The sequence below is a fragment of the Amycolatopsis sp. WAC 04182 genome (assembly GCF_003947465.1).
Lineage (GTDB): Bacteria > Actinomycetota > Actinomycetes > Mycobacteriales > Pseudonocardiaceae > Amycolatopsis.
In genome coordinates this window covers 305,639-327,372 of record NZ_QHJJ01000007.1, presented here as the reverse complement: position 1 = coordinate 327,372, position 21,734 = coordinate 305,639, and the positions used below count along the sequence as shown (strand labels likewise).

Below are 21,734 nucleotides of genomic sequence, written 5' to 3'. Positions count from 1 at the left end.
GGAATAAAGTTCCCACTGTGCAAGTTTGCACAATGAGCAACAATTGCCGCTCGAAGGGACACCATGAAGACCGAGGGAACGACGGCGGAGGCACCGTCAGGGGCGATGGGGCACCGCCAGGTGCTCGAATCGCTGTCCGGTCTGCTGCTCGCGCTGCTCGTGGCGATGATCAGCTCGACGGTCGTGTCGACCGCCCTGCCGTTGATCATCGGCTCGCTGAACGGCACGCAGACGCAGTACACCTGGGTGGTCACGGCCACCCTGCTGGCGGCGACGGCCACCACGCCGATCTGGGGCAAGCTCGCCGATCTGTTCAACAAGAAGACGCTGGTGCAGATCGCGATCGTGATCTTCGTGGTCGGTTCGATGATCAGCGGGTTCAGCCAGAACACCGGGCAGCTGATCGCCGCCCGCGCGTTCCAGGGCATCGGCGTCGGCGGCCTTCAGGCACTGGTCCAGGTGGTGATCGCGGCGATCATCCCGCCGCGGGAACGCGGCCGCTACAACGGTTACCTCGGCGCGGTCATGGCGGTCGCCACCGTCGGCGGGCCGCTGCTCGGCGGCCTGATCGTGGACGTGCCGTGGCTCGGCTGGCGCTGGTGCTTCTTCGTCGGCGTGCCGATCGCGGTGGCGGCGTTCATCGTGCTGCAGCGGACCCTGAAGCTGGAGACCGTGCGCAAGGAAGGCGTCCAGGTGGACTACCTCGGCGCGGGCCTGATCGCGGCGGGCGTGAGTGTCCTGCTGATCTGGGTCTCGTTCGTCGGCAACAGCTTCGACTGGCTCTCGTGGCAGACGGCCGCGATGGTGGCCGGCGGCGTCGTGCTCCTCGTCTTCGCCGTGCTGGTGGAGCGGAAGGTCCGTGAACCGGTCGTCCCGTTGCACATCATCACCCGGCGCACCCCCGCGCTGGCGATCATCGCGAGCCTGGCGGTCGGGATGGCGATGTTCGGCGGCGCGGTGTTCCTCGGCCAGTACTTCCAGGTCGGCCGCGGGTACTCCCCCACCGAAGCCGGACTGCTGACCATTCCGCTGATGGGTGGCGTGCTCGTCTCCTCGACCGTGTCCGGGCGCCTGATCAGCCGCACCGGACGGATGAAGCCGTACATCGTGGCGGGCACGATCACGCTGGTGATCGGCTTCCTCGGGCTGGGCACCGTCGACCACGCCTCGCCGCTGTGGCTGGTCGGCGTCGCGATGGCGATCGTCGGCATCGGTGTCGGCATGACGATGCAGAACCTCGTGCTCGCCGTGCAGAACACCGTGCCGTTGCGGGATCTGGGCGCGGCCAGCGCGTCGGTCACGTTCTTCCGGTCGCTCGGCGGCACCATCGGGGTCTCGGTGCTGGGCGCGGTGCTCGCGAACCGGGTCACCGCCGACCTGTCCACCGCGCTGCACGTGCCGGCCGGCCAGGCGTCGACGGGCAGCGTCAGCGCGCTGAACCTCAAGGCGCTGCCGCCGGAGGTCCAGACGATCGTGCACACCGTGTACGGCGACGCGACCGCGCACATCTTCCTGATCTCCGCGGCGGTGGGTGTCGTGGGCGTGATCGCGGCGCTGCTGCTCAAGCCGCTCACCCTGCGCACCACGCTCGACGTGGAGCCGGAGGAAGCCCCGGCGTCCGACGCGGCCGTCAGGTAGGCGCGCGATGAACGGGGCCTTCGAGTCCACTGTGGAGCGTTTCGGCCCGCCCCGGCACCACCCGGGGCGGGCCATCCTGGCCGGGGTCGACGGCTCCGACACGGCGATGCGGGCGGCCGCCTTCGCCTTCGGCATGGCACGACGCGAGGGCGGCAGGCTGATCGTCGCCTTCGTCTGCCGTCCCGCGCTCGTTCCCGCCGTCGCGGCGACGATGGAACACGACACGGCGGTGCAGCTCTACGCGGAGATCCGCGAGCAGATCCGCGAGGCCGCCGAAGAACTGGAAGTGCCGGTCAGCTTCCTGAAGACCTACGGCGATCCGTACACCGTGCTCCGCGACACCGCCGACCGCGGCAAGGTCGACACCGTCGTGGTCGGCGCCTCACAGCAGGCCGGTCACCGGTTCGCGGGGTCGGTCGCGACCAAGCTCATCAGGACCGGGCACTGGCCGGTCCTGGTGGTTCCCTGACGACCGGCCGCCCAGGAACGAGACGGCGCCCACCGCGGCGACGACGAGCGCGCACCCCGCCAGTTGCGGCGGCGTCGGCCACTGGCCGAGCAGGGCGGCACCGAACAGGATCGCGGCGGCGGGTTGCAGCATCAGCACGGCGGACCCGCCGCTCGCGGGCAGGGCGGCCAGGGCCTTCCCGATCAGGAGCCAGCCGAGCACCTGCCCGGTCACGGCCAGCACGAACAGCCACAGCAACGCCGAAGCAGACGGCGTGACGTCGAGGTTTCCGGCGAACAGGCCCGAAAGGCCACCCACGCTCGCCGACGCCGCGGTCGCCGTGGCGAGCATCGTCGTGCGTCCGCCGCCGTCGGTTCCGGCGCGGCGCAACAGGATCAGGTAACCGGCGTAGGCGACTCCCGCCAGCACCGCCATGACGGTGCCGTACCAGGGATCGCTGCCCGCGGCACCGCCGTCCGCCAGCCCGCCGGCCAGCGCGGTCCCCGCCAGCATCACCGGGATGGCCAGCCAGAACGCCCGCGGCGGCCGCTCGCCGAACCACAGCAGACCGGCCAGGGGGACGAGGACCACCTGGACGTTGACCAGCGCCGTGGCGACTCCCGCGCCGACCGAGAGGATCGCCTCGCTCCACAGCACCATGTCGACCCCGAGGAGGACGCCCGCCAGGACGTGCCGTCGCCGCGCGGCCGGGGTGGGACGGTGCCCCCGCTCCCGGGAACGCGCCAAGATCACGAGGATCGGCAAAGCGAACAGGCAGCGGAAGAACGTCGCCGTCGTCGAGCTGACGCCGGACAGCGCGACGAGCGGGGCGGACAGAGCGATCGCGAGGGCACCGAGGACTCCTTGCGTCCTCGGATCGACGAAGAACCTGGTGTGCCACATACCTTCGATTCGATCGCACGGCGACGTGCAGGACCAGCGAGATCCTCTTACCCCGGGGGTTAAGCTCGGCTAATGAGTGGCGATCTGTCCAATGTGGAACGGCTGCGGATGCTGCACGCGGTGTGGCGGCGGGGATCGCTCGCCGCGGCGGCCGAGCTGCTGCACGTGACGCCGTCGGCGATCTCCCAGCAGCTGACCAAACTGGAGCGGGAGGCGGGCACCGGGCTCCTCGTCCGGCACGGACGCGGCGTGCGGCTCACCCCGGCGGGGCTGCTGCTGGCGCAGCGCTCGGACCGGGTGCTCGCCGAACTCCGCGCCGCCCGCGCGGATCTGGACTCCCTCACCGGGGAGACGACCGGCGTGGTCGAGATCGGCGCCATCCCCTCCGGGGTGCACACGTTCATCGCGCCGGCGCTCACCGGCCTCGCCGTCCGCCACCCGGGTATCGAGGCGCGGCTGCACGAGGTCGAACCCGAAGTCGCCCTTCCCGCGCTGGCCGACGGGGTCTTCGACGTCGTGGTCGTCGAGAGCTGGGAGAACCTGCCGCTCACCCGGCCGCCCGCGACCCGCTGGACCGAACTGCGCGACGACTCGGCGATGATCGTGCTCCCGGCCGGGCACCCGCTGGCCGGCGCGGATTCGGTGCGCGCCGAAGACCTCGCGGACGAGATCTGGGTCGCGTGGGCCCGGCCGACGCTGGCGAACGCCTGGATCCGCCAGACACTGCGCGAACGCGGGATCGAACCGATCGTGCGGCATACGGTCAGCGGATTCGGCACGCAGTTCGCCGTCGTCGCCGGGCTCGGCGCCGTCACGCTGGTGCCGGGGATGGCCACCACGATCGCGCCGCCGACCGTGGTGTGCGCCCCGCTCGAACCGGTACTGCACCGGCAGCTCTACGCCGTGCAGCCGCAGGGGGAAACGCGGCCCGCTGTCGCGGAGTGCGTCACGGCCCTGGTGGAGGCCGCGAGATCTTGGGGCTCGTGAGTGGTAAAGACGGTTAGAACCAAGGGATCCCAGCGCCGGTCATCCCCGGTCCGGTACATGAAGGCCCCCTTCCTGTACCTAGGCGCAAGGATGGGGACCTTCATGTACTCGGGAAGGTATGAAGGCCCCCTTCCCTACCCTCAAGGTAGGCAAGGAGGCCTTCGCTACCTCCTGCCAACCAAGGTCGCGCCACACACACAGCAGCAGTCACTCACGAGGCGGGTCAGCCGCGACCGCAGAGGGCGTGGTCAATCACCGGGTCCATCGGGTTCCCCGCCGGCGGCTCGGCCCCGGGGTTGAGCGGCGTGAGTGTGTTCAGCGAAACCATCACGCTGCGCTTGCCGTCCTCGGTCACCCCGTTGCCCGTCAGGTAGCCGGGCAGCGCGCCGCCGTGGCCCCAGTAGTCACCGCAGGAAGCGGTCGCCTTCACCAGGCCGAGCCCGTACGCGCCGAGTCCCGGCGCGGGTACGGTCTTCTTCATCTCGGCCAGCATCGACGGCGGGAGCACCTTGCCGCCCAGCAGTGCCCGGAGGAACTTGTTGCCGTCCTCGGTCGTGCTGTTGATCGATCCGTCCGCTCCCCCGCCCATCGACGGATTCATCAGCGTCACGTCCACGCGTCGCCCGAGCCGCGGCGGATTCGAGCCCTCGACGACGAACCGGTCGTACCCTCGCGCGTGCGGAGCCGGGATGAACGGCGACGTGTACGGCAGGGTGGTCTCGCGCAGGTTCAGCGGCCGGACGATCCGGTCGATGATCTCCTGCTGCCAGTCCCGGCCGGTCACCTTCTCGGTGATCATCCCGGCGAGCACGTAGTTGGTGTTGGAGTAACCCCAGCTCGTCCCGGGCTCGAACGCCGGCGGCTTGCCGACCGCCAGCTTCACCGCGTCGGACGCGCTGAGCTCGTCGAACCGGTGGCGCAGAAAGCCCTTTTCGGTGAAGAGATCGAGTTCCGCCATGTAGTCGTGCAACCCGCTGGTGTGCTGCAGCAGCTGCCGGACGGTGATGGCCTTGCCGTCGTTGCCGTTCCCGCTCACCACCCCCGGCAGCCACCGGTCCACCTTGTCCTCCAAGGAAAGCCGTCCTTCGCCGACGAGCTGGAGCATCGTCGCGGACAGGAACGTCTTGCTGAAACTCGCGATCCGGAAGTGCCCGTTCCACGGCACCGGGGTCCGGGTCCGCAGATCGCCGTGGCCACTGCGTACCTTGACGCTGCCCTTGGCCGTGCTGACCTCCACGAGCGCGCCGGGTGAACCGTTCGCCACGAGCGTGTCGGCGTCGCGCTGCAGTGTCCGGTGCAGCTGTGGCGTCGCGGACGCGACGGCCGGGGAAACGAGCGTTGCCGCGCAGATCGCGGCGATGACCACTGAAGTTCGTTTCATACCGGCAAAACTACGAAGCGACGGCATACCCGGGCATCGACTTGAAGGACGATGCCGCCTACCTCCCTGGGACTAGCCGCGGCCAGGGGCGTCTCAGGGTTTCACGTCCATCCGGAGGAATTCGGTGACACGGAGCAGTTTCGGTGGACGGGCCACGCCGTCGGGGAATTCGTCCGCCCCGACGAGCCTGGGGCGCGTGAGGTCCACTTCCCGCCCGTCGATCCGCAGCCGCGCTTTCCCCGCGGTCAGGATGTTGCGCACCCAGTCCGCCTCCGGGCCGTACACCGGGACGAACAGGTAACCGCCGTCGACGGGATGCGCGTCGAGCGGCGTGTGGCGGGTCTTCCCCGAGGTGCGGCCGACGTGGATCAGCACCGGGTACTTCCCTCCGGCGATCGCGCGAGGGTTGAACACCCGTTTGTTGATGTGGCCCCACCATCTGGGCATCGGCATCGGACTCTCCTCTCGATGGCCTTACGCCCGTAAGGTTGTCTTACACCTGTAAGGTTGTCAACGTGCCGCCTCGCCGATCACTCACCAGGGACCGCGTACTGCAGGCCGCGATCGAAGTCGCCGATCGCGGTGGCGTGGAGGCGATGACGATGCGCCGGGTCGCGCAGCACCTCGGCGTGGAGGCCATGTCGCTGTACCACCACGTGCCGAACAAGGACGCGATCCTCGACGGCGTCATCGACGCGGTGTTCGCGGCGATCGAGCTGCCCGGCACCGAAACGGGCGATTGGCGCGACGCCATCCGCGCACGTGCTTCGTCCGCACGCGAGGTCCTGTCGCGGCACAGCTGGGCGTTGGGCCTCATGGACTCCCGCCGGAATCCGGGGCCGGCGACGCTCCGCCACCACGACGCCGTCCTCGGTGTCCTTCGGCGGGCTGGATTCACGCTCCCGATGGCGGTGCACGCCGTCTCGCTCATCGACAGCTACGTCGGCGGATTCGTGCTGCAGGAGTCGAACCTCCCGCTGAGCGAAAACGTCCCGGGGGTCGCGGACGACATCCTCGAAACCCTGCCGCGGGACGAATTCCCTTATCTGGCCGAGGTGATCACCGAGCACGCCCAGCGGCCGGGCTACGACCACACGAAGGAATTCGACTACGGCCTCGACCTCATCCTGGAAGGCCTCGAAGCCCGCAGGAAATGACTCAGCGGGTCACCCCCGGCATCACGAGGGCCAGACGCGCCACCGGTGGCAGCGGCGCCTGCGCCGGTCCGGCCCGGAAGGCCTGGATCACGAGCGCGGCGAACCGGCGCGACGCCGCCACCTGCGCGGCCGCCGAAGCGGCCTGGATCCCGTTGTTGGCCATGAGCATGAGGATCAGGTCGTCTAGGACGAAGTCGGGGCGCAATTTCCCGGTGTCCTTGGCCCGGCCCGCCAGCTCGGCGATCGCCTTGAGCGCGTAGTCGCGATCCGCGATGAAGTCCACCGCCTTGGGAAAGGCCGAGACGAAAGCCGCCGTGAAGCCGCGATCGCGCGAATGCAGCTCGCAGATCTTCTCGATCACGGAACAGAAACCGCGCCACGGATCCGGGTCGGCGAGCCCCTCGTCGACGACGGCGTGGCAGGTGCGCATCTGCTCGGCGAACGCCTCCGTCGCCAGGATCTCCTTGGTCGGGAAGTGGCGGTACAGCGTGGCGGGCCCGACTTCGGCACGGCGCGCGACCTCCCGCAGCGGCACGTTCAAGCCCTCGGTGGCGAACAGCACGCGAGCCGCCTCGAGGATGCGTTCGCGGTTGTCCACGGCGTCGGAGCGCGGGATCCGAGACAAATGATCGGTCACCGCTCTCACTTTAGCCAAAACGGACGGGGGCGTCCGTTAACGTCCGCCGGACCAGTGAGCGACGACCAGGAGACGAAATGCGCGCAGTCGAGATCCGGACGTTCGGCGCCCCCGAGGGCCTCGCCGTGATCGACGTCCCCTCCCCCGTTCCCGCCGAGGGCGAAGTGCTGATCGACGTCGAAGCGATCGGTGTCGGCGGCGTCGACACGGTGATCCGCAGCGGTGCTCTCGCCGGATTCGGCTTCCACGAAGGATTCGTCCCCGGTAACGAGGTGGCCGGTACCGTCACGGCCGTCGGCGGCGGCGTCGATCCGGCGTGGGCCGGGCGGCGCGTCTGGGCGTTCACCGGCGAGGGCGGCGGATACGTCGAACAAGTGGCCCTCCCGGCGGAGAAGATCGTTCCCCTTCCCGAGAACCTGCCCGCCGCCGGCGCGGTGGCCGTCGGGACTTCCGGCATGGTGGCGCGGTTCGCTCTCGCCCACGCCCCTTTCACGGCGGGCGAATCCGTGCTGGTGCGCGGCGCGGCGGGAAGTATCGGGATCATGGCGGTGCAGCTCGCGGCGAGCGGTGGCGCGAGCGCAGTGGCCGTCACGACGTCCTCGGCCGAACGCGGCGACCGCCTGCGTGAACTGGGGGCGACCCACGTCCTCGACCGCTCCGGCGAGGGGGACGGGCCCGCGGGTTACGACGTCATCATCGACATCGTGTCCGGTGTGGACATGCCGTCCTTCTTCGACCGGCTGAACCCGAACGGCCGCATGGTCGCCGTCGGCGTGGTCGCGGGCATGCCCCCGGCGGACTTCGGCGCGAAACTGATGGCGGCCTTCCGGAAGTCGCTGTCGTTCGCGGCCTTCAGCGCGGACTCGATCCCCGAGCCGGATCGGCTGGCGGTGAGCGCGGAGCACTTCGGCGCGGTGGCGCGCGGTGCCCTGCGCCCGGTGGTGCACGAGGTGCTTCCGCTGGAGAAAGCGGTTCTGGCGCACCGGAAGATGGACGACGGCGAAGTGTTCGGCAGGATCGTGCTGATCCCGTAGACCGGTCCATTGTGGAGTGCCGTGTCACCCGGTCAGTGTAAGTTTCCCCATCGCGTGCGCCGTCGCACTAGGCTGCCCACTCGTGCCCGATCCGATGCCCGAGGGACCCGGCTTCACGGCGGTCGGCCTGCGGCCGCTCTCCGGCGGCGAGGGCACCGGCGCCTACTGCGTGAACGACGCCGGGGTGATCGTGGGCGAGTCGGGATCGCGGCCGGTGTGCTGGGACCTCGACGGGCAGCCCACGCCGTTGCCGATCCTCGACGGCTGTTCCGGCGGACGCGCGGTCAGCGTCAACGCCATGGGGGTCATCGCGGGTTCGCTTCAGGCCGGAGAGCACCTCCGGCCCGTGTGCTGGCCGTCCGACGGCCGGGTGCGCGCGCTCGAACTCCCCGACGGGGCGGTCTCCGGCACGGCGTGCCGGGTGAACGCACGCGGATCGGTACTGGGGAACGCGATGTGGCCGGGCTACCGCTGGCGGGCGCTGCGCTGGGAACCCGGCGGCGAGACCGTCGAACTCGCCACCCTGCCTGGGGACGGCGAGACGCAGGGGCAGGGCCTGAACGGGCTGGACGAGGTCGTCGGATCGGCGAAGAACGGCTCGGGCGTCCGCACCGCGGTGCGCTGGTCGTCCACGGGGAAGATCAGCACACTGCCCCCGCCCCGGCGCGCGACGGCGTGCGGGATCACCGACTCCGGCGCCATCCTCGGCGATGGAGTCATATGGAACGGTGACGGAGGCACCGTTCTGCTGACCGGGGAACCGGAGTTCTCCGCGGGGCAGGTCGTCCGGATCACCGGAGGAGGTGCCGCGATCGGCTGGGGCCTGACCCCGGACCGCCGCGGCATCGGCGCGCGCTGGGATCGCGACGGACGGCCCACCGTGCTCCGGCCCTTGCCTTCGGACGTCGCCAGCACCTGTTTCGACATCGACGAAGCCGGGACCGTCGTCGGCGAGTCCGTGAGCCAGGGAACATTGCGGCCGGTGCGTTGGGACGCCGACGCGACGCCGTTCGCGCTCCCGTCTCCTCGCGGTATCACGGCGACCGTGGCCCAGCACATCAACGGGAACGGCACCGTCATCATCGGCTGCGGCTTCGCGGCGGACAGCTCGGCCTACCGCGGGATCGCCTGGCACCGTTCGTGAAACCGCCCGGTCAGGCCGTCGCGAGCACGATCGCCCGCCGCATCGCCTCGTCGAGCGGAGTCCCGAGGCGGAGGGCCGTTCGCCCGGCGGCGAAGACCGCGCCGGTGGCCGCGCCGACCAGCGCCGCGGCGTCGACCTCGTCGATCTCGCAGGCTCGGCACAGCGCGGCCGAAAGCCGCTCCTGAGCGTCGAAGGCACGCTGCAGCATCGTCGCGCGCACCGACGGCACCGACGTGATCAGGTCCAGCCGGATCCGCTCGGGCTCGGCACGCGGGTCACGGAGCCCCGCTCCGGCCTCGGCGAGCATGCCGAGCATCGCGCGCCGAAGAAGCCGGGCCGGTGTCTCGCCCTCCTCTCGCGCGGCGAGCACGTCCAGCCCCACGCGAAGGATCTCTTCACCGTCTCCGGTGAGAAGGAGGTCTTCCTTCGTCGCGAAGTGGTTGAAGAACGTCGCGGTGGACACCTCGGCGGCCGCGGCGATCTCCGCGGTGGTCGTCCGGTCGTAGCCCTGCCGCTCGAAGAGCCGGTACGCCGTCTCGATCAACACCTTCCGGGTGCGCCATTTCTTCCGTTCCCGCAAACCCGCCGGCTCGGTCATGACCTCAGCATACTGGACCGACGCCAAAGTTAGAGTTACTCTAATTTTAGAGCCACTCTACTGAAGGAGAGCCGTATGACCCTCGACGCGTTCCTCGACCGGCTGGAGTACCGCGAGCCCGTCCGACCGGATCTGGCCACGCTCCGGAACCTGCACCGGGCGTGGCGGTTGCGAGTCCCCTACGAAAACTTCGACCTCCAGCTCGGCAGGACGATCCTGCTCGACCCGGAAGCGTTGACCGACAAGTTCGCCCACCGTCGCAGGGGCGGGCTCTGCTACGAGATGAACGGCGCACTCGCTCTTTTGCTGAGGGCGGCCGGATTCGAGGTGACCGTCGTGGAAGCCGCCGTCCTGCGCTCGACCCGCGGCGAAGGCCAGTGGGGCAACCACGTCGCCCTGCTGGTCGACGTCGACGGAGAGACCTGGCTCGCCGACACCGGGATCGGCGACGCGTTCCTCGAACCCCTTCCGGTGCGGGAAGGCACGTATCGGCAAGGAGAACTGCCGTTCCGGATCGAACGCCTCGACGGCGAGACCTGGCGGATGCACCACCATCCCGGTGGCACGGTCGACTCGTGCGACTTCCGCACCGAACCCCGCGAGCTCACCGAATTCGCCGAACGGGACGAGATCACGTCGCCGGAGTCCCCGTTCGCCAAGGTGCTCGTGGCGCAGCATCATCGTGATGGCCGCGAGCTGGCTCTTCGCGCGCGCACGATCAAACGCGGCGACGGCGAGCGCCACACACTGTCCTCTCTCGACGAGTTCGCCGAGACGCTGCGGGAGTTCCGTATCCCGGCGGAGGACATCGGCGCCGGTGAACTGGCGGCCCTCTGGGCCAAGACCGAAGACCAGCACGAAGCCTGGCTGGCCATTCAGGCGAAGTCGATCGACAGGGGTTGAACCCGCCGGTCCCGGGTATGCCCTGACCATGGAAGTCGACGCCGTGGTGATCGGATCGGGGCCGAACGGCCTGGTCGCGGCCAATCTCCTGGCCGACGCCGGCTGGGAGACACTGGTCGTCGAGGCCACCGCCAAGCCCGGTGGCGCGGTACGGACCGAGGAACTCACCGCCCCGGGTTTCCGCAACGACGTCTACAGCGCTTTCTACCCGCTCGGCGCGGCGTCGCCGGTGCTCGCCGGGCTGGGACTGGAGGACCACGGCCTGCGCTGGCGGCACGCCCCGGCGGTACTGGCGCATGTGCTGCCCGACGACCGATACGTCCTGCAGTCCCGTGACCTCGACCGCACGGCCCGTTCCGTGGCGGAGTTCGACGAACGGGACGCGGACAACCTGCGGGCCGAACACGCGAGCTGGCGACGTCTGCGCGAACCGCTGCTCGACGCGATCGTGCGCCCCTTTCCGCCGGTGCGGTCCGGGGCCCGGCTGGTCAAGACGCTCGGCACGGCGGAAACGCTCCGGCTCGCGAGGATGCTGACCCTGACCGCCCGCGGCCTCGGCAAGGAGAAGTTCGACGGCGAGGGCGCCCGGCTGCTGCTCGCGGGCAACGCCATGCACACCGACCTCGGGCCGGACCATGCCGGGAGCGGCGTCTTCGGCTGGCTCCTGACCATGCTCGGTCAGGACGTCGGATTCCCGGTCCCGGAAGGCGGGGCGGGGCGTCTGACCGACGCGCTGGTGAACCGCTTGTCCGCCAAGGGCGGGGAGATCGCCTGCGGCACGCCGGTCACCGAAGTGACGCTCTCGGGCGGCCGGGCGGTGGGTGTCCGGGACGCGGACGGGCGACGGGTGCGTGCCCGCCGGGCCGTGCTCGCCGACGTCCCCGCTCCGGTGCTCTACCGGGATCTGGTCGGTGCCGGGCACCTTCCCGCGCGGCTGGTGTCCGATCTGGACCGGTTCGTCTGGGACGACGCCACCATCAAGGTGGACTGGGCGTTGTCCTCGCCCATCCCGTGGAGTGCCGCCGAAGTCGGCGAGGCCGGGACCGTCCACATCGGAGCGGATCTCGACGGTCTAGCCGGGATCGCCCACGATCTCGCCTGCGGGCGGGTGCCCGGCGATCCGTTCCTGCTGCTCGGGCAGATGACCACCGCCGACCCGACCCGCTCCCCCGCCGGGACCGAATCGGCCTGGGCCTACACGCATGTGCCGAGGGGCGAGCCCTGGAGCGCTTCCCGGTTGCGCCATTACGCGGACCGGATGGAAGCGGTCATCGAGAAGCACGCCCCCGGTTTCCGTGGGCTGATCGCGGGCCGTGCGATCGCCGGGCCCGCCGAACTCGAGGAAGGGAACCACAGTCTCGTGGAAGGTTCGATCAACGCCGGGACCGCGGCCATCCAGCAACAACTGTTCTTCCGGCCCGTCCCCGGTCTCGGCCGGGCCGACACCCCGATCGACCGGCTCTTCCTGGCGTCGGCGTCGGCGCATCCCGGTGGCGCGGTGCACGGCGCGCCCGGATCGAACGCCGCCAGGGCGGCCCTCGCCCGCGACGGCTGGGCCGGTTCCGTCTACCGCGCGACGATGCGCGCCGCGCATCGCGCCGTCTACCGATGAGGATCGTCGTCACCGGCGCGAGCGGGAACATCGGGACTGCCCTGCTCCGAGCGCTGGCCGGAGAAGGTCACGACGTGCTCGGAGTGGCCCGCCACCGCCCCGACACGACCGCCGCGCCCTACTCGTCGGCCCGCTGGGTCGAGCAGGACATCGGCGCGAACGACGCCTGGCCGCGGCTGACCGAGCTCTTCGGCGGCGCCGACGCCGTGGTGCATCTCGCCTGGGCGATCCATCCGCGCGCGGACGATCCGGCGATGCGCCGGACCAACATGGCGGGCAGCGCGAACGTCCTGCGCGCGGCCGCCGACGCCGGCGTGAGTCATATCGTGTGCGCCTCCTCGGTCGCCGCCTACACCCCGGCGGACCGTTGGGACGAGGTCGACGAGGAGTGGCCTTGCGGCGGGCTCGCCGAAAGCGCCTACAGCGCGGGAAAAGCGGCCTTCGAGTCCCGATTGGAAGAATTCTGCCGTGACCACCCGGGGATCGGGGTGGCGCGGATCCGTCCGTGCGGTGTCGTGCAGCCGGACGCCGCGGCCGAGTTCTCCCGGTGGCTGCTCAGCCCGCTGGCGCCGCCGTTACCGCTCCGCGGCAAGTGGCTGCCGGTGCCGTTGTGGCCGGGGCTGCGGATGCAGGTGGTGCACTCCGACGATGTGGCACAAGCGATCCAGGCAATCCTCGACCGCCGTGCGACCGGTGCGTTCAACCTCGCCGGCGAGCCCGTCCTCGACAGCCGCGACGTCGCCGCGCTGGCGGGCGGGTTTCGGATTCCCGTACCGCTGAGGCTGCTGACCGGACTGGCCTGGCCGAGCTGGCGGCTCGGCCTGCAACCACTGCATCCGTCCTGGCTGCGGCTCGCCGACCGGGCGTCCCTTGTGGACACTCGGCGCGCACGGGACGAACTCGGCTGGCGACCTCGGCACGACGCGGCCGCCACGATCAGGGAACTGCTCGACGCCATCCGCGCCGGACGACGGGGTGCCAGCCGTCCCCTCGACCCGCCCCGCGACCGGATCCGGCTCGGACGGCCGAGCCACCAGGATCAGTCCGGCGGTTGAGCGGCTTCCCGGCCCTTGGCGAGATCCGCGAGACGTCGCAGGGATTCCCGGTTCCGCGGCACGAGGAAGAGCGCCTGCGCGGCCTCCGGCAGGACGCGGCCCGGCCCGCGGGTCGCGTGCTCGGACATCAGGATCTCCGTGGTCGCCGACGCGGTTTCCCGCAGTTCCAACCGGATCCGCGCGGTGCCGAACGGCCAGGCCCGCGCCTCGAGTTCGAGCAGCCTCGGCGGGTCGACGACGTGCACCTTGGTGACGTCGTCGAGCAGGAGAGGCCAGGACCCGACGCAATGGTGGATCCGCGTCCCCCGCGCGGGCCAGCCCTTGTCGACGTCACGGATGTGGGAGGCTCCCACGACCCAGGCCGCGTAGGTCCAGCCGTCGGCGAGCACCTCGAACACGCGCTCGGGAGAAGTGTCTACCGTCATCTTCACGTCGACCATGAATCCACGCCCTCCGGCTCGCCTGACCCGAGCCGGATACCCTGCGTCGGCAAGGGCAAACCCATGCCGCCCGTCTGACGGCGAATTCAGTCGCGCCAACGGTTGTTGAGGAAGGCGTCGTCCTCGTCGTCCGCCGGCGCCGGACGTGCGCGGGGAGCGCGCCGGGGCGTGTCCCGCCCCGTGCGGGCAGGCGGCTCCGAAGCGAACGGAGCCGCCATGTCCACGGGAGCCTCTTCGAACGGCGACGCCGCCCCAGGCTGCGCGTGCGACCGGTCGGTGCTCCAACCGGACTTCGTCTTGCGCTGCCCCAGTTCCCGCCGGTGCTCGACGTAACGCTGAGCGGTCTGGACCTGCTTGGTCATGAACTCCTGCGAGTTCGCCTTGATCTCGTCGGCACGCTTGTCCCGCAGCGCCCGGCGTTCCGACTGCTCGCGGACCAGACCGTCCAGGGTCGCCTTCATGGCGGCGGTGTCATCGGCGCTCATCTGTTCTCCCCTGCCCCGGCTCACCGCTTGCGGGTGACCGACTGGTCCTCATCGTCCAGCAGCGATCCGGTGATCCGGCCGGTGGGTTCGTTGATCTGGTCGAACACCTCGCCCTCGATCCGGTACGCGCGGTTGGTCCGTTCCTGGTCGCCGCCCTGGCCGCCACCTCCGCCTGCGCCCATGCCCATCGGCGGCATCGCGCCGCCGCCGAACGACTGCCCCGACGGGCTGCCCATCGGAGCGGATGGGGCGCCCGCGGCCACGGGCTGCGGCTGAGGTGTCCCACCACCGCCGGTGTGCACGCCTTCGCTGAGCGACTGGCCTGTCGCCGGGCTCGCCGTTTCGAAAGGCATCGACGGCGCCGAGGCACCGCCACCGCCTCCGAAACCACCACCGCTGGTGTCACCGGCGGGGACGCCGATCCCGTCGGGGACGGTTCCGCCGCCTCCGTGGTGCGGGGTGAACGCCGGTTTGGAGTCGGGCTGCGTCGTCCCGGTGACGGGAGTCGCCGGATGCGATGCCTTGTCCGCGGAGGGTTTGTCCTCGCCGAGGGTGTACGTGGTCGGCTTGCCGCTGCCGTCGTCGACGGTGACGACCGTCGGCCCGGACGGGCCGTCGGGACGTTCGGCGGTGATCTTCACATCACCGTCCTGGATGTGGATCTTGCCGTCCGGCCCGGGCCGATGGACGCCGTCCTTGTCCGGCTTCCCATCGTCCGAACCCGGCGTGGAGCCCAGCTTGGACTCGTCGCCCTCGCCGGTCCAGTCGAGCTTGAAGTCCTTGGCGGGCCCGGAACCGTCCCCGACCTTGATCTCCATCTCGCCGTCTTTGTCCGGCTCGGTCATCTCGAAGGTCGTGTCGCCCTGTTTGACCTTGAGGGTCTCGCGTTCGCCGTCCTCGGCCTTGTCGCCGTCCTCACCGGGTTTGTCACCGGTCAGCTTGTCTTCGCCGGAAAGCTCGTCGCCGAGCTTGTCCAAGGCGTCCGACGCCTTCTTCTTTTCCTCGTCGGCGGACTTCTCGCCGTCCTTCGAGTCGCCGTCCTTGGCATCGGTGTCGCCCATGCCGCCGGGGGCGTCGCCGAGCTTGTTAAGCGCGTCGGAAGCCTGCTTTTTCGCCTCTTCACTGGCCTTTTCGGCCGCTGCCTTGGCTTCGGCCGCGGCGTCCGTGTTGCCACCGCCACCGGGTCCGCCGCCGCCAGGGCCCGAACCGCCCGGTCCGGAGCCGCCGAGGTCGGACCCGGCCGGACCGTCGCCCAGCTTGCCCAGCGCCTCGGACGCCTGCTTCTTCGCGTTCTCCGCCGCCGCGGCGGCCTGCCTTTTCGCCTCTTCGGCCGCGGCTTTCTGCTCGTCGCCGTTCGACGGCGGCGGGACCGAACTCGAGGGCGACGTCTGATCCTTGTTCGCGTCCGGCCCACCGCCGAGACCGCCGCCGGGTCCACCGCCGGAACCACCCGGCGATCCGGAGCCGCTCTCGGGGATCTTCACGTCCGGGACCGGCGGGGGTTTGACGTCGCCCGTCGGACCGGTACCGCTTCCGCCCGGACCGGAACCGCCCGCGCCGGGGCCGCCACCCGTGCCGCCCTCGGGACCGCCGCCGCCCGGCCCACCGCCGGTGCCGCCGGTGAAGTCGGGGCCCTTGCCCGAACCACCCGGTCCACCGCCGGTGCCGCCCTCGGGGCCGCCGCCGCCCGGTCCTCCGCCGGGGCCGCCGGTTCCCGAGCCGCCGGGTCCGCCGCCAGAACCGCCCTGGCCGCCCGTGAAGTCCGGGCCCTTGCCGCCGGGTCCGCCACCGGTGCCGCCGGCTCCACCGGCGCCGCCCTTGTCACCGGCGCCTTCGAACTCGTTCTTGACCTTGCCCATGACCTTGTCGAGCTCGTCGTAGGCCTGGTTGACGAACTCCTTGGTTTCCTTGCAGGACTTGGCGAAACCCTCGTAGATGATGGTCCACATCTCGGGGATGAACTGGTTCTGGATCCACTGCTTGGCGAGGTTCTGGCCCGCCTTCTTGAACTCGTCGTCGTCGCAGCAGCCGTCGTTGTTCAGCTGCTGGACCAGGTTGGAGCCGAAGTTGACGTCCATCCAGCCCGCGATCGCGCCGAGGTCCTCCTTGCCGCTCTTCTCCCCGGCGGCGATGGCGATGACCTTCTGCGCCATCGCGAAGTCCGCTTTGCCGACGATCTCCTTGTAGAGGTCGACGACCGTGTCGGCCTTGCCCTTGCACAGTTTGAACACCGTCGCGGTGGTATGCAGGGTCGCTTCGCTCGCGTTGTTCAGCGTCTCGGAGAGCTTTTTGGCCTTGGGGAGGATCTTCTCGTTGTAATTCTCCGACGAGGCGTCCGCGGCCTTCCCGGTCCAGGTCCCGTAAAGGGTGTTCAGCTGGGAACCGGTGTCGTCGATGGCCTTCTGCACGGTCTTCGAACCGGTCTTGAAGTGCGCGGCGTCGTCGACGAAGTTCTTGAAGCTGATACCGCGCTGCTCGTCGAACGGCTTCTTGATGTCCTTCTCGAAATCGAGCGCGCGAGAGGTTCCACGGCAGTCTTCCGGGACCTTCGCCAGCAGCGAGCCGAAGGTCTGGAAGACCTTGAGCGCGGGCGCGGCGGCGTCGAAGATCTCGTCCGACGTCTTGGTCCCGGCGCCCTCCGCGGTGGGTTCCTTTGCGCCGTCCAGCTTCTTGCCGCCCTCGTCGACGGCCTTCGTCTCTTCGTTCTGGGTGAAGCTGGCCTGATCCCCCGCCTTCTTCGCCTCGCCGTAGATCTTGTCCACGTCGTCCGAGGCCAGGAACGGGATGGCGTTGTAGGACTCCGCGTACTTCTCGGCTTCCTTGCGCTTCTGCTTGATCTCCTCCGGCTCCTGGTCCGCCGACCACGGCGGGGGCGCCGGATGCGTCCGCATCCACGAGCCGATGAGCTTGGTCTTCTGCTCGGCGGGAACGGCCGGGTCGTCGAGAACGGCTTTGACGTCGGTCCAGGTGGTCTTGGTGTCCACTAGAGCATCCCCGTCTCGGTGATCTTGTTCGTCTGCTCGTCCTCGTTGGTGCCGTAGGCGGTGCCGGCGGTACCGAGGTTCGTGCCGAACGAGCCGAGCGTGGTGCTGTACCCCTGGACCGACGCCCACAACGCCGCCACCCCGTCGGTGTACTTCTTCGCGTGGTCGCCGTGCGCCTGGCCGAAGCCCGCCGCGTTCACCGGTGTGCTCGACAGATCCGGGTTGTCGTCGAGCAACTGTTCCGTCAGCTTTCCGATGTTCTTCGATGCCGATGAAAGCGCATCGGTCGCCGCGGTGAAGCCCCCGCTCATTCTTTTCAGCGCCTTTCGTCGGATCCGTCGGCTTTACCGCCGAGTGCCTCTGCGAGCACTTCGGCCACCGACCCGATGTCGGTGAACCGGTCCAGCTGGTCCAGATCAATCCTCACGTCGTGGTAGATCTCCAACGCCGACAGGAGTCTTATCCGTCCCTTGGAGTCGATACCCAGCTCTTCGAGCGGCGCGTCGGACTCGATTTCGGCGGGATCAAGCCGAAAAGTCTCACTGACGACCTTCACGACCTCCGCGCGGTGATCACCCACGGCGCCGACTATAACGCGCCCTCGCCGCGGCCCGCGCGACCTTGCCACTGGAAGTGCGCGGAAGGTCACCGGAAGGAACCAGACGGACCGATCGCAACGTCAGATCATGTTCGCGGGAAACCGCGCGCAATACCACTCTCGTCACTTCTTTGACATCCGCTTCGGCGTTCTTTGCCCATTCGGCTACCAACATCGCCCCTTCTCCCCTTTCGTCCGTGACACCGAATGCGGCGACGCGGTCACGGCGGATCGCCGGATGAGCCTCGCCCGCCACGGCTTCGATGTCCTGCGGGTGGAAGTTGCGGCCGTCGATGACGATGAGATCCTTGAGCCTGCCGGTGATGTAGAGGTCTCCGCGATGGACCACGCCGAGGTCACCGGTCCGCAGCCAGCCGCCGACGCCCTCGAGTTCGCCGCCGAACGCCGCGGTGTCGCCACGGCCCCAGTACCCTGCCGCGACGTTCGGCCCGTGGATCCAGATCTCCCCGGCCAGACCGTCGGGGAGTGCCACTCCGTCCCGGACGATACGGACCCGCTGGCCGAGCGGACGGCCGACCGAAACGAGTCCCTGACCTTCCGGCACTTCGATCGCCCGGCCCTGCGCGAGGGCCTCCCGATCGAACACCGCGCCCCGCGGCCCTTCCGGCCCCGCGCTCGCGACGTACACGGTGGCCTCGGCCAGCCCATAGGACGGACGGTGGGCTTCCGCGCGGAATCCACGCGGGCCGAAGGCGTCCAGGAAGCGCGCGACCGTCCCGGGCCGCACCGGCTCCGCGCCGTTCAGCGCGACCCGGACATCGGAGAGGTCGAGGTCGTCTCCTGCCTCTCCGGCGGCTTCGACGGCCAGGTCGAAGGCGAAGTTCGGCGCGGCGGTGAACACGGCCGGGTGATCGGCGAGCTGACGCAGCCATCTCACCGGACGGTGCACGAATTCGGCGGGCGACATGAACACCGATCGCGCCCCCGTGTGGACCGGCAGGCACAGCAACTGGATCAGGCCCATGTCGTGGAAGAACGGGATCCAGCCGACGCAGGTCGTGCCCTCGTCGACGGCGTAGGCCCGGCTCGCCTGCCAGCAGGCGGCGGCGACCGCCCGGTGCGTGATCACGGCACCGGCGGGCTCCCGGGTCGACCCGGAGGTGTACTGCAGGTACGCGGGGCTTTCCGGTGCGACCGGCAGTGGATCGGCGCCCGTCCCGGAGAGTTCGTCGACCACGATCAGGTGGTCCGGTGTGCCCGCTTCGCGCACCTTCGCGGCGGCGACCGAAGAGGTCAGCCACACCCGTGCGCCACTGTCCTCCAGCACACCGGCGAGCCTGGCTCGCTGGGAAGGACTGCCCGGCGCCATCAACGGCACGGCGATCAGGCCGGCGGCGAGCGCCCCGAAGAACGCCAAGGGGTAATTCAGGTCCTGGCCGGTGAGCACGGCGACACGATCACCCGGCCGTGCGATCAGGCGCAGTGCGCCCGCGACCACTCGCACGCGCGAGACGAACTCCGTCCAGGTGACGGTGTCGTCCACACCGGCGCGGTGGTCCTGGTGCGTGAACAGCGGGCGCGGGTCGGCTTCACGAGCGAACAACCGCTCCACGATCGAGGTGCGCAGCACCTGCTCTGGCACATCCTCCGGCGACGCGGTCATACCCGGCAACGTACTGGAACCGCAGCGAGAGCGCGCGGAGGGTTCACCGCATCGATCGTCCTAAGTAGACAATGACGGGCACGTTCCGCCGGAATTCGCTCTTGGGAATTCCGGACAGAAGACCGGACATTCCTCGCCCTTCCCCGGACCGGGACCGCACACTCGGCGGGCAGTGTGTTTCTTTCCCCCGGCCTTGGAGGACTAGACCATGCGTCGAAGAATCGCCCTGGCAGTCGGTGGCGCCGCCGTCCTGACCGCGAGCCTCGTATCCGCCGCCCTCGCCCCGATCGCGCAGGCTTCCCCCGGATTGATCGCCGCCATGCAGCGGGACCTGGGGCTCACCGCCGCGCAGGCATCGGCCCGGCTCACCCAGGAGATGACCGCGTCGCGGGTGCTGCCCGCCGCCCAGCAGGCCGCCGGTGCGGCGTTCGGCGGCGCCTGGTTCGATCCGGCTCGCGGCAAACTCGTCGTCGGGGTGACCGACCCCGCGGCCGCGGCCGCCGTCCGGCAGGCGGGCGCCGAACCCACCGCGGCCGCGATCAGCGCGGCCCGGCTCGACGCGGCCAAGACCGAGATCGACATGTCGGCCAAGACCGAGCCAGCGCCCGCCGCCGTCAGCGGCTGGCGCGCCGACCCGCGCAGCGGCAGCGTCGTGGTCGCGGTGCAGCCGGGCGCGCACGGCTCCGACGTCGACGATTTCCTGGCCAGGGCAAGGAAATCCGGCCCGGTCACGGTGGTCACCGCGCCCAAGGCCGAACCGTTCGCGGCGGGCACCGTCGGCGGCGACCCGTACTACATCAACGGGAACACCCGCTGCTCCATCGGCTTCTCCGTCCACGGCGGATTCGTCAGCGCCGGCCACTGCGGCGGCACGGGTAGCCCCGTGGTCGGCTGGGACGGCTCGGCGATGGGCAATTTCGCCGGATCCTCCTTCCCCGGCAACGACTACGCGTTCGTCCGGATCGGCAACGGCTGGTGGACCGCGCCGGTCGTCCTCGGCTGGGGCACCGTCAGCGACGCGCTCGTCCGCGGCTCGTGGGTCGCGCCGGTCGGCACCTCGGTGTGCCGCTCCGGTTCGACGACGCACTGGCACTGCGGCACCGTGCTGGGACACAACGAGACGGTCAACTACTCGCAGGGCGCGGTGCACCAGATGACCCGCACCAACGTCTGCGCGGAACCCGGCGACTCCGGCGGTTCCTTCATCACCGGCGACCAGGCGCAGGGAGTCACCTCCGGCGGCTGGGGCAACTGCGGCTCCGGTGGCGAAACCTGGTTCCAGCCGGTGAACGAGATCCTGCAGAACTACGGTTTGTCCCTCGTCACCGCCTGACCCGGTCGTGCGCGGCGATCCGGGGGCACACCCGGATCGCCGCTCACCTCCATCCGGGGCCGGCCGGGAGTTCCACCTCGAGTCCCATGATCCTCGCGGTCGGCTTGCGCCGAAGCCACCGGCCCGTGGTCGTCACGTCGATCAAGTCGACGGCGAAAGCCTTGCGCTGCGCGGGTGTCACCGCGTGCCAGCGCATCTTGAACGAGGGACGGACGGGTGCGATGAACGGCCTGACCGGCTCATGGGCTCGCGCGAACACAGCCTCGAAATCCCGATCCGGCACGTAGTCCAGCTCCAGGTCGATCAGTGGTTCCGGTCCGCCTGCCCGATGACGGCACCGAGCGAGGATCCGCGCGATCTCGTCCATCGCGAGCCGCACGGCTCCGAGAACCTGGTGCTGCCAGCACCCGAGGAACGGTGCGTTGAGCGACCCCGCCGTCAGCTCGTCCGGCAGCACGATCACCGCCCGCACCGCGAGTCCGGTGAGCTCCACGTGTAACCGCGTCCACCTGCTGTCGGTGTCGAGAAAGAACCGCGGTGGCGGGATGCCGGTGCCCGCACCGAGCCTGATCCGCTCCTTCACCGCGACGAACGGATGGTCCGACGGTCCGGAATCCGCGGCGTGGCGGCCGGTGCCGTCATCCGGCAGGGCGAACACCACTTCGAGTCGATCGCCGATGAGCTTCAACCCCGCGGGGAACAACGATCCGAGGCCGCCCATGAGCGCCGAGCCGGCGACGAGTGCGTGGTGACTGGACGCGACTCCGGTCATC

22 protein-coding genes are annotated in these 21,734 nt (G+C 70.0%); 10 read left to right on the top strand and 12 right to left on the bottom strand.

Annotation, left to right across the window (positions count from 1 at the left end):
- Positions 1 to 63 precede the first annotated feature (63 nt).
- Positions 64 to 1,638 (top strand): MDR family MFS transporter, encoded by a 1,575-nt coding sequence (locus DMH01_RS33675; protein ID WP_125681988.1) that lies wholly within the window; start codon positions 64 to 66, stop codon positions 1,636 to 1,638.
- 7 nt (positions 1,639 to 1,645) lie between these two features.
- Positions 1,646 to 2,107, top strand: coding sequence for a universal stress protein (locus DMH01_RS33670; RefSeq protein ID WP_125681986.1), 462 nt, complete (start codon positions 1,646 to 1,648; stop codon positions 2,105 to 2,107).
- Here DMH01_RS33670 and DMH01_RS33665 read toward each other — a convergent pair.
- On the bottom strand, positions 2,021 to 2,989 hold the full coding sequence (locus DMH01_RS33665) for a DMT family transporter (protein ID WP_125681984.1): 969 nt from the start codon (positions 2,987 to 2,989) through the stop codon (positions 2,021 to 2,023). The two genes, DMH01_RS33670 and DMH01_RS33665, sit on opposite strands and share 87 nt — an antisense overlap.
- 72 nt (positions 2,990 to 3,061) lie before the next feature.
- Between DMH01_RS33665 and DMH01_RS33660 the strand changes: the two genes are divergently transcribed.
- On the top strand, positions 3,062 to 3,976 hold the full coding sequence (locus DMH01_RS33660) for a LysR family transcriptional regulator (protein WP_125681982.1): 915 nt from the start codon (positions 3,062 to 3,064) through the stop codon (positions 3,974 to 3,976).
- A 223-nt stretch (positions 3,977 to 4,199) separates the two neighbouring features.
- Here the strand turns inward: DMH01_RS33660 and DMH01_RS33655 are convergent, their stop codons facing one another.
- Both DMH01_RS33655 and DMH01_RS33650 read right to left on the bottom strand, forming a co-directional pair.
- The gene (locus DMH01_RS33655; protein ID WP_233621759.1) at positions 4,200 to 5,357 is read right to left on the bottom strand and encodes a serine hydrolase; all 1,158 of its coding nucleotides are present in this window, start codon (positions 5,355 to 5,357) and stop codon (positions 4,200 to 4,202) included.
- Between the two features lie 93 nt (positions 5,358 to 5,450).
- A complete protein-coding gene (locus DMH01_RS33650; protein ID WP_125681980.1) occupies positions 5,451 to 5,810 on the bottom strand; it encodes a nitroreductase/quinone reductase family protein in 360 nt (119 codons plus the stop codon).
- Between the two features lie 62 nt (positions 5,811 to 5,872).
- Here DMH01_RS33650 and DMH01_RS33645 point away from each other — a divergent pair, with 62 nt between their 5' ends.
- Positions 5,873 to 6,514 carry a TetR/AcrR family transcriptional regulator C-terminal domain-containing protein gene (locus DMH01_RS33645; RefSeq protein ID WP_125681978.1) on the top strand — a complete coding sequence of 214 codons (642 nt, stop codon included), beginning with the start codon at positions 5,873 to 5,875 and terminating at the stop codon, positions 6,512 to 6,514.
- 1 nt (position 6,515) lies between these two features.
- On the opposite strand, the gene DMH01_RS33640 is transcribed toward DMH01_RS33645, so the two are convergent.
- Positions 6,516 to 7,151: a TetR/AcrR family transcriptional regulator gene (locus DMH01_RS33640; RefSeq protein ID WP_125681976.1), complete on the bottom strand. Its 636-nt coding sequence runs from the start codon at positions 7,149 to 7,151 to the stop codon at positions 6,516 to 6,518.
- Between the two features lie 77 nt (positions 7,152 to 7,228).
- On the opposite strand from DMH01_RS33640, the gene DMH01_RS33635 reads away from it, so the two are divergent.
- Both DMH01_RS33635 and DMH01_RS33630 read left to right on the top strand, forming a co-directional pair.
- Positions 7,229 to 8,185 carry a zinc-binding dehydrogenase gene (locus tag DMH01_RS33635; RefSeq protein ID WP_125681974.1) on the top strand — a complete coding sequence of 319 codons (957 nt, stop codon included), beginning with the start codon at positions 7,229 to 7,231 and terminating at the stop codon, positions 8,183 to 8,185.
- Positions 8,186 to 8,267: 82 nt separating this feature from the next.
- Positions 8,268 to 9,329: a hypothetical protein gene (locus tag DMH01_RS33630; protein WP_233621758.1), complete on the top strand. Its 1,062-nt coding sequence runs from the start codon at positions 8,268 to 8,270 to the stop codon at positions 9,327 to 9,329.
- A 10-nt stretch (positions 9,330 to 9,339) separates the two neighbouring features.
- On the opposite strand, the gene DMH01_RS33625 is transcribed toward DMH01_RS33630, so the two are convergent.
- Complete coding sequence (locus DMH01_RS33625) at positions 9,340 to 9,927, bottom strand: TetR/AcrR family transcriptional regulator (protein WP_125681972.1); 588 nt, start codon at positions 9,925 to 9,927, stop codon at positions 9,340 to 9,342.
- 75 nt (positions 9,928 to 10,002) lie between these two features.
- Between DMH01_RS33625 and DMH01_RS33620 the strand changes: the two genes are divergently transcribed.
- Genes DMH01_RS33620 through DMH01_RS33610 form a run of 3 tightly spaced genes read left to right on the top strand, consistent with a single transcriptional unit; the run spans position 10,003 to position 13,497 of the window.
- Positions 10,003 to 10,830 carry an arylamine N-acetyltransferase gene (locus tag DMH01_RS33620; protein WP_125681969.1) on the top strand — a complete coding sequence of 276 codons (828 nt, stop codon included), beginning with the start codon at positions 10,003 to 10,005 and terminating at the stop codon, positions 10,828 to 10,830.
- 28 nt (positions 10,831 to 10,858) lie between these two features.
- Positions 10,859 to 12,442 (top strand): NAD(P)/FAD-dependent oxidoreductase, encoded by a 1,584-nt coding sequence (locus tag DMH01_RS33615; RefSeq protein WP_125681967.1) that lies wholly within the window; start codon positions 10,859 to 10,861, stop codon positions 12,440 to 12,442.
- Positions 12,439 to 13,497 (top strand): NAD-dependent epimerase/dehydratase family protein, encoded by a 1,059-nt coding sequence (locus tag DMH01_RS33610; RefSeq protein ID WP_125681965.1) that lies wholly within the window; start codon positions 12,439 to 12,441, stop codon positions 13,495 to 13,497. Before DMH01_RS33615 ends, DMH01_RS33610 begins: the two co-directional genes overlap by 4 nt.
- On the opposite strand, the gene DMH01_RS33605 is transcribed toward DMH01_RS33610, so the two are convergent.
- The 6 genes from DMH01_RS33605 to DMH01_RS33580 all read right to left on the bottom strand — a co-directional run bounded on the left by DMH01_RS33605 (position 13,482) and on the right by DMH01_RS33580 (position 19,628).
- Positions 13,482 to 13,937: an SRPBCC family protein gene (locus DMH01_RS33605; protein ID WP_125681963.1), complete on the bottom strand. Its 456-nt coding sequence runs from the start codon at positions 13,935 to 13,937 to the stop codon at positions 13,482 to 13,484. The two genes, DMH01_RS33610 and DMH01_RS33605, sit on opposite strands and share 16 nt — an antisense overlap.
- Before the next feature lie 86 nt (positions 13,938 to 14,023).
- Complete coding sequence (locus DMH01_RS33600) at positions 14,024 to 14,422, bottom strand: hypothetical protein (RefSeq protein WP_125681961.1); 399 nt, start codon at positions 14,420 to 14,422, stop codon at positions 14,024 to 14,026.
- Positions 14,423 to 14,442: 20 nt separating this feature from the next.
- Positions 14,443 to 17,406 (bottom strand): WXG100 family type VII secretion target, encoded by a 2,964-nt coding sequence (locus DMH01_RS33595; RefSeq protein ID WP_125681959.1) that lies wholly within the window; start codon positions 17,404 to 17,406, stop codon positions 14,443 to 14,445.
- A complete protein-coding gene (locus DMH01_RS33590) occupies positions 17,406 to 17,717 on the bottom strand; it encodes a hypothetical protein (protein WP_125681957.1) in 312 nt (103 codons plus the stop codon). Before DMH01_RS33590 ends, DMH01_RS33595 begins: the two co-directional genes overlap by 1 nt.
- A 5-nt stretch (positions 17,718 to 17,722) precedes the next feature.
- A complete protein-coding gene (locus DMH01_RS33585) occupies positions 17,723 to 17,986 on the bottom strand; it encodes an acyl carrier protein (protein ID WP_199745729.1) in 264 nt (87 codons plus the stop codon).
- Complete coding sequence (locus DMH01_RS33580; RefSeq protein WP_199745728.1) at positions 17,979 to 19,628, bottom strand: fatty acyl-AMP ligase; 1,650 nt, start codon at positions 19,626 to 19,628, stop codon at positions 17,979 to 17,981. Before DMH01_RS33580 ends, DMH01_RS33585 begins: the two co-directional genes overlap by 8 nt.
- A 208-nt stretch (positions 19,629 to 19,836) precedes the next feature.
- Here DMH01_RS33580 and DMH01_RS33575 point away from each other — a divergent pair, with 208 nt between their 5' ends.
- Positions 19,837 to 20,961, top strand: a complete 1,125-nt coding sequence (locus DMH01_RS33575; protein WP_125681953.1) for a S1 family peptidase — start codon at positions 19,837 to 19,839, stop codon at positions 20,959 to 20,961.
- 43 nt (positions 20,962 to 21,004) lie between these two features.
- On the opposite strand, the gene DMH01_RS33570 is transcribed toward DMH01_RS33575, so the two are convergent.
- Positions 21,005 to 21,733, bottom strand: a complete 729-nt coding sequence (locus tag DMH01_RS33570; protein ID WP_125681951.1) for a hypothetical protein — start codon at positions 21,731 to 21,733, stop codon at positions 21,005 to 21,007.
- Position 21,734 lies beyond the last annotated feature (1 nt).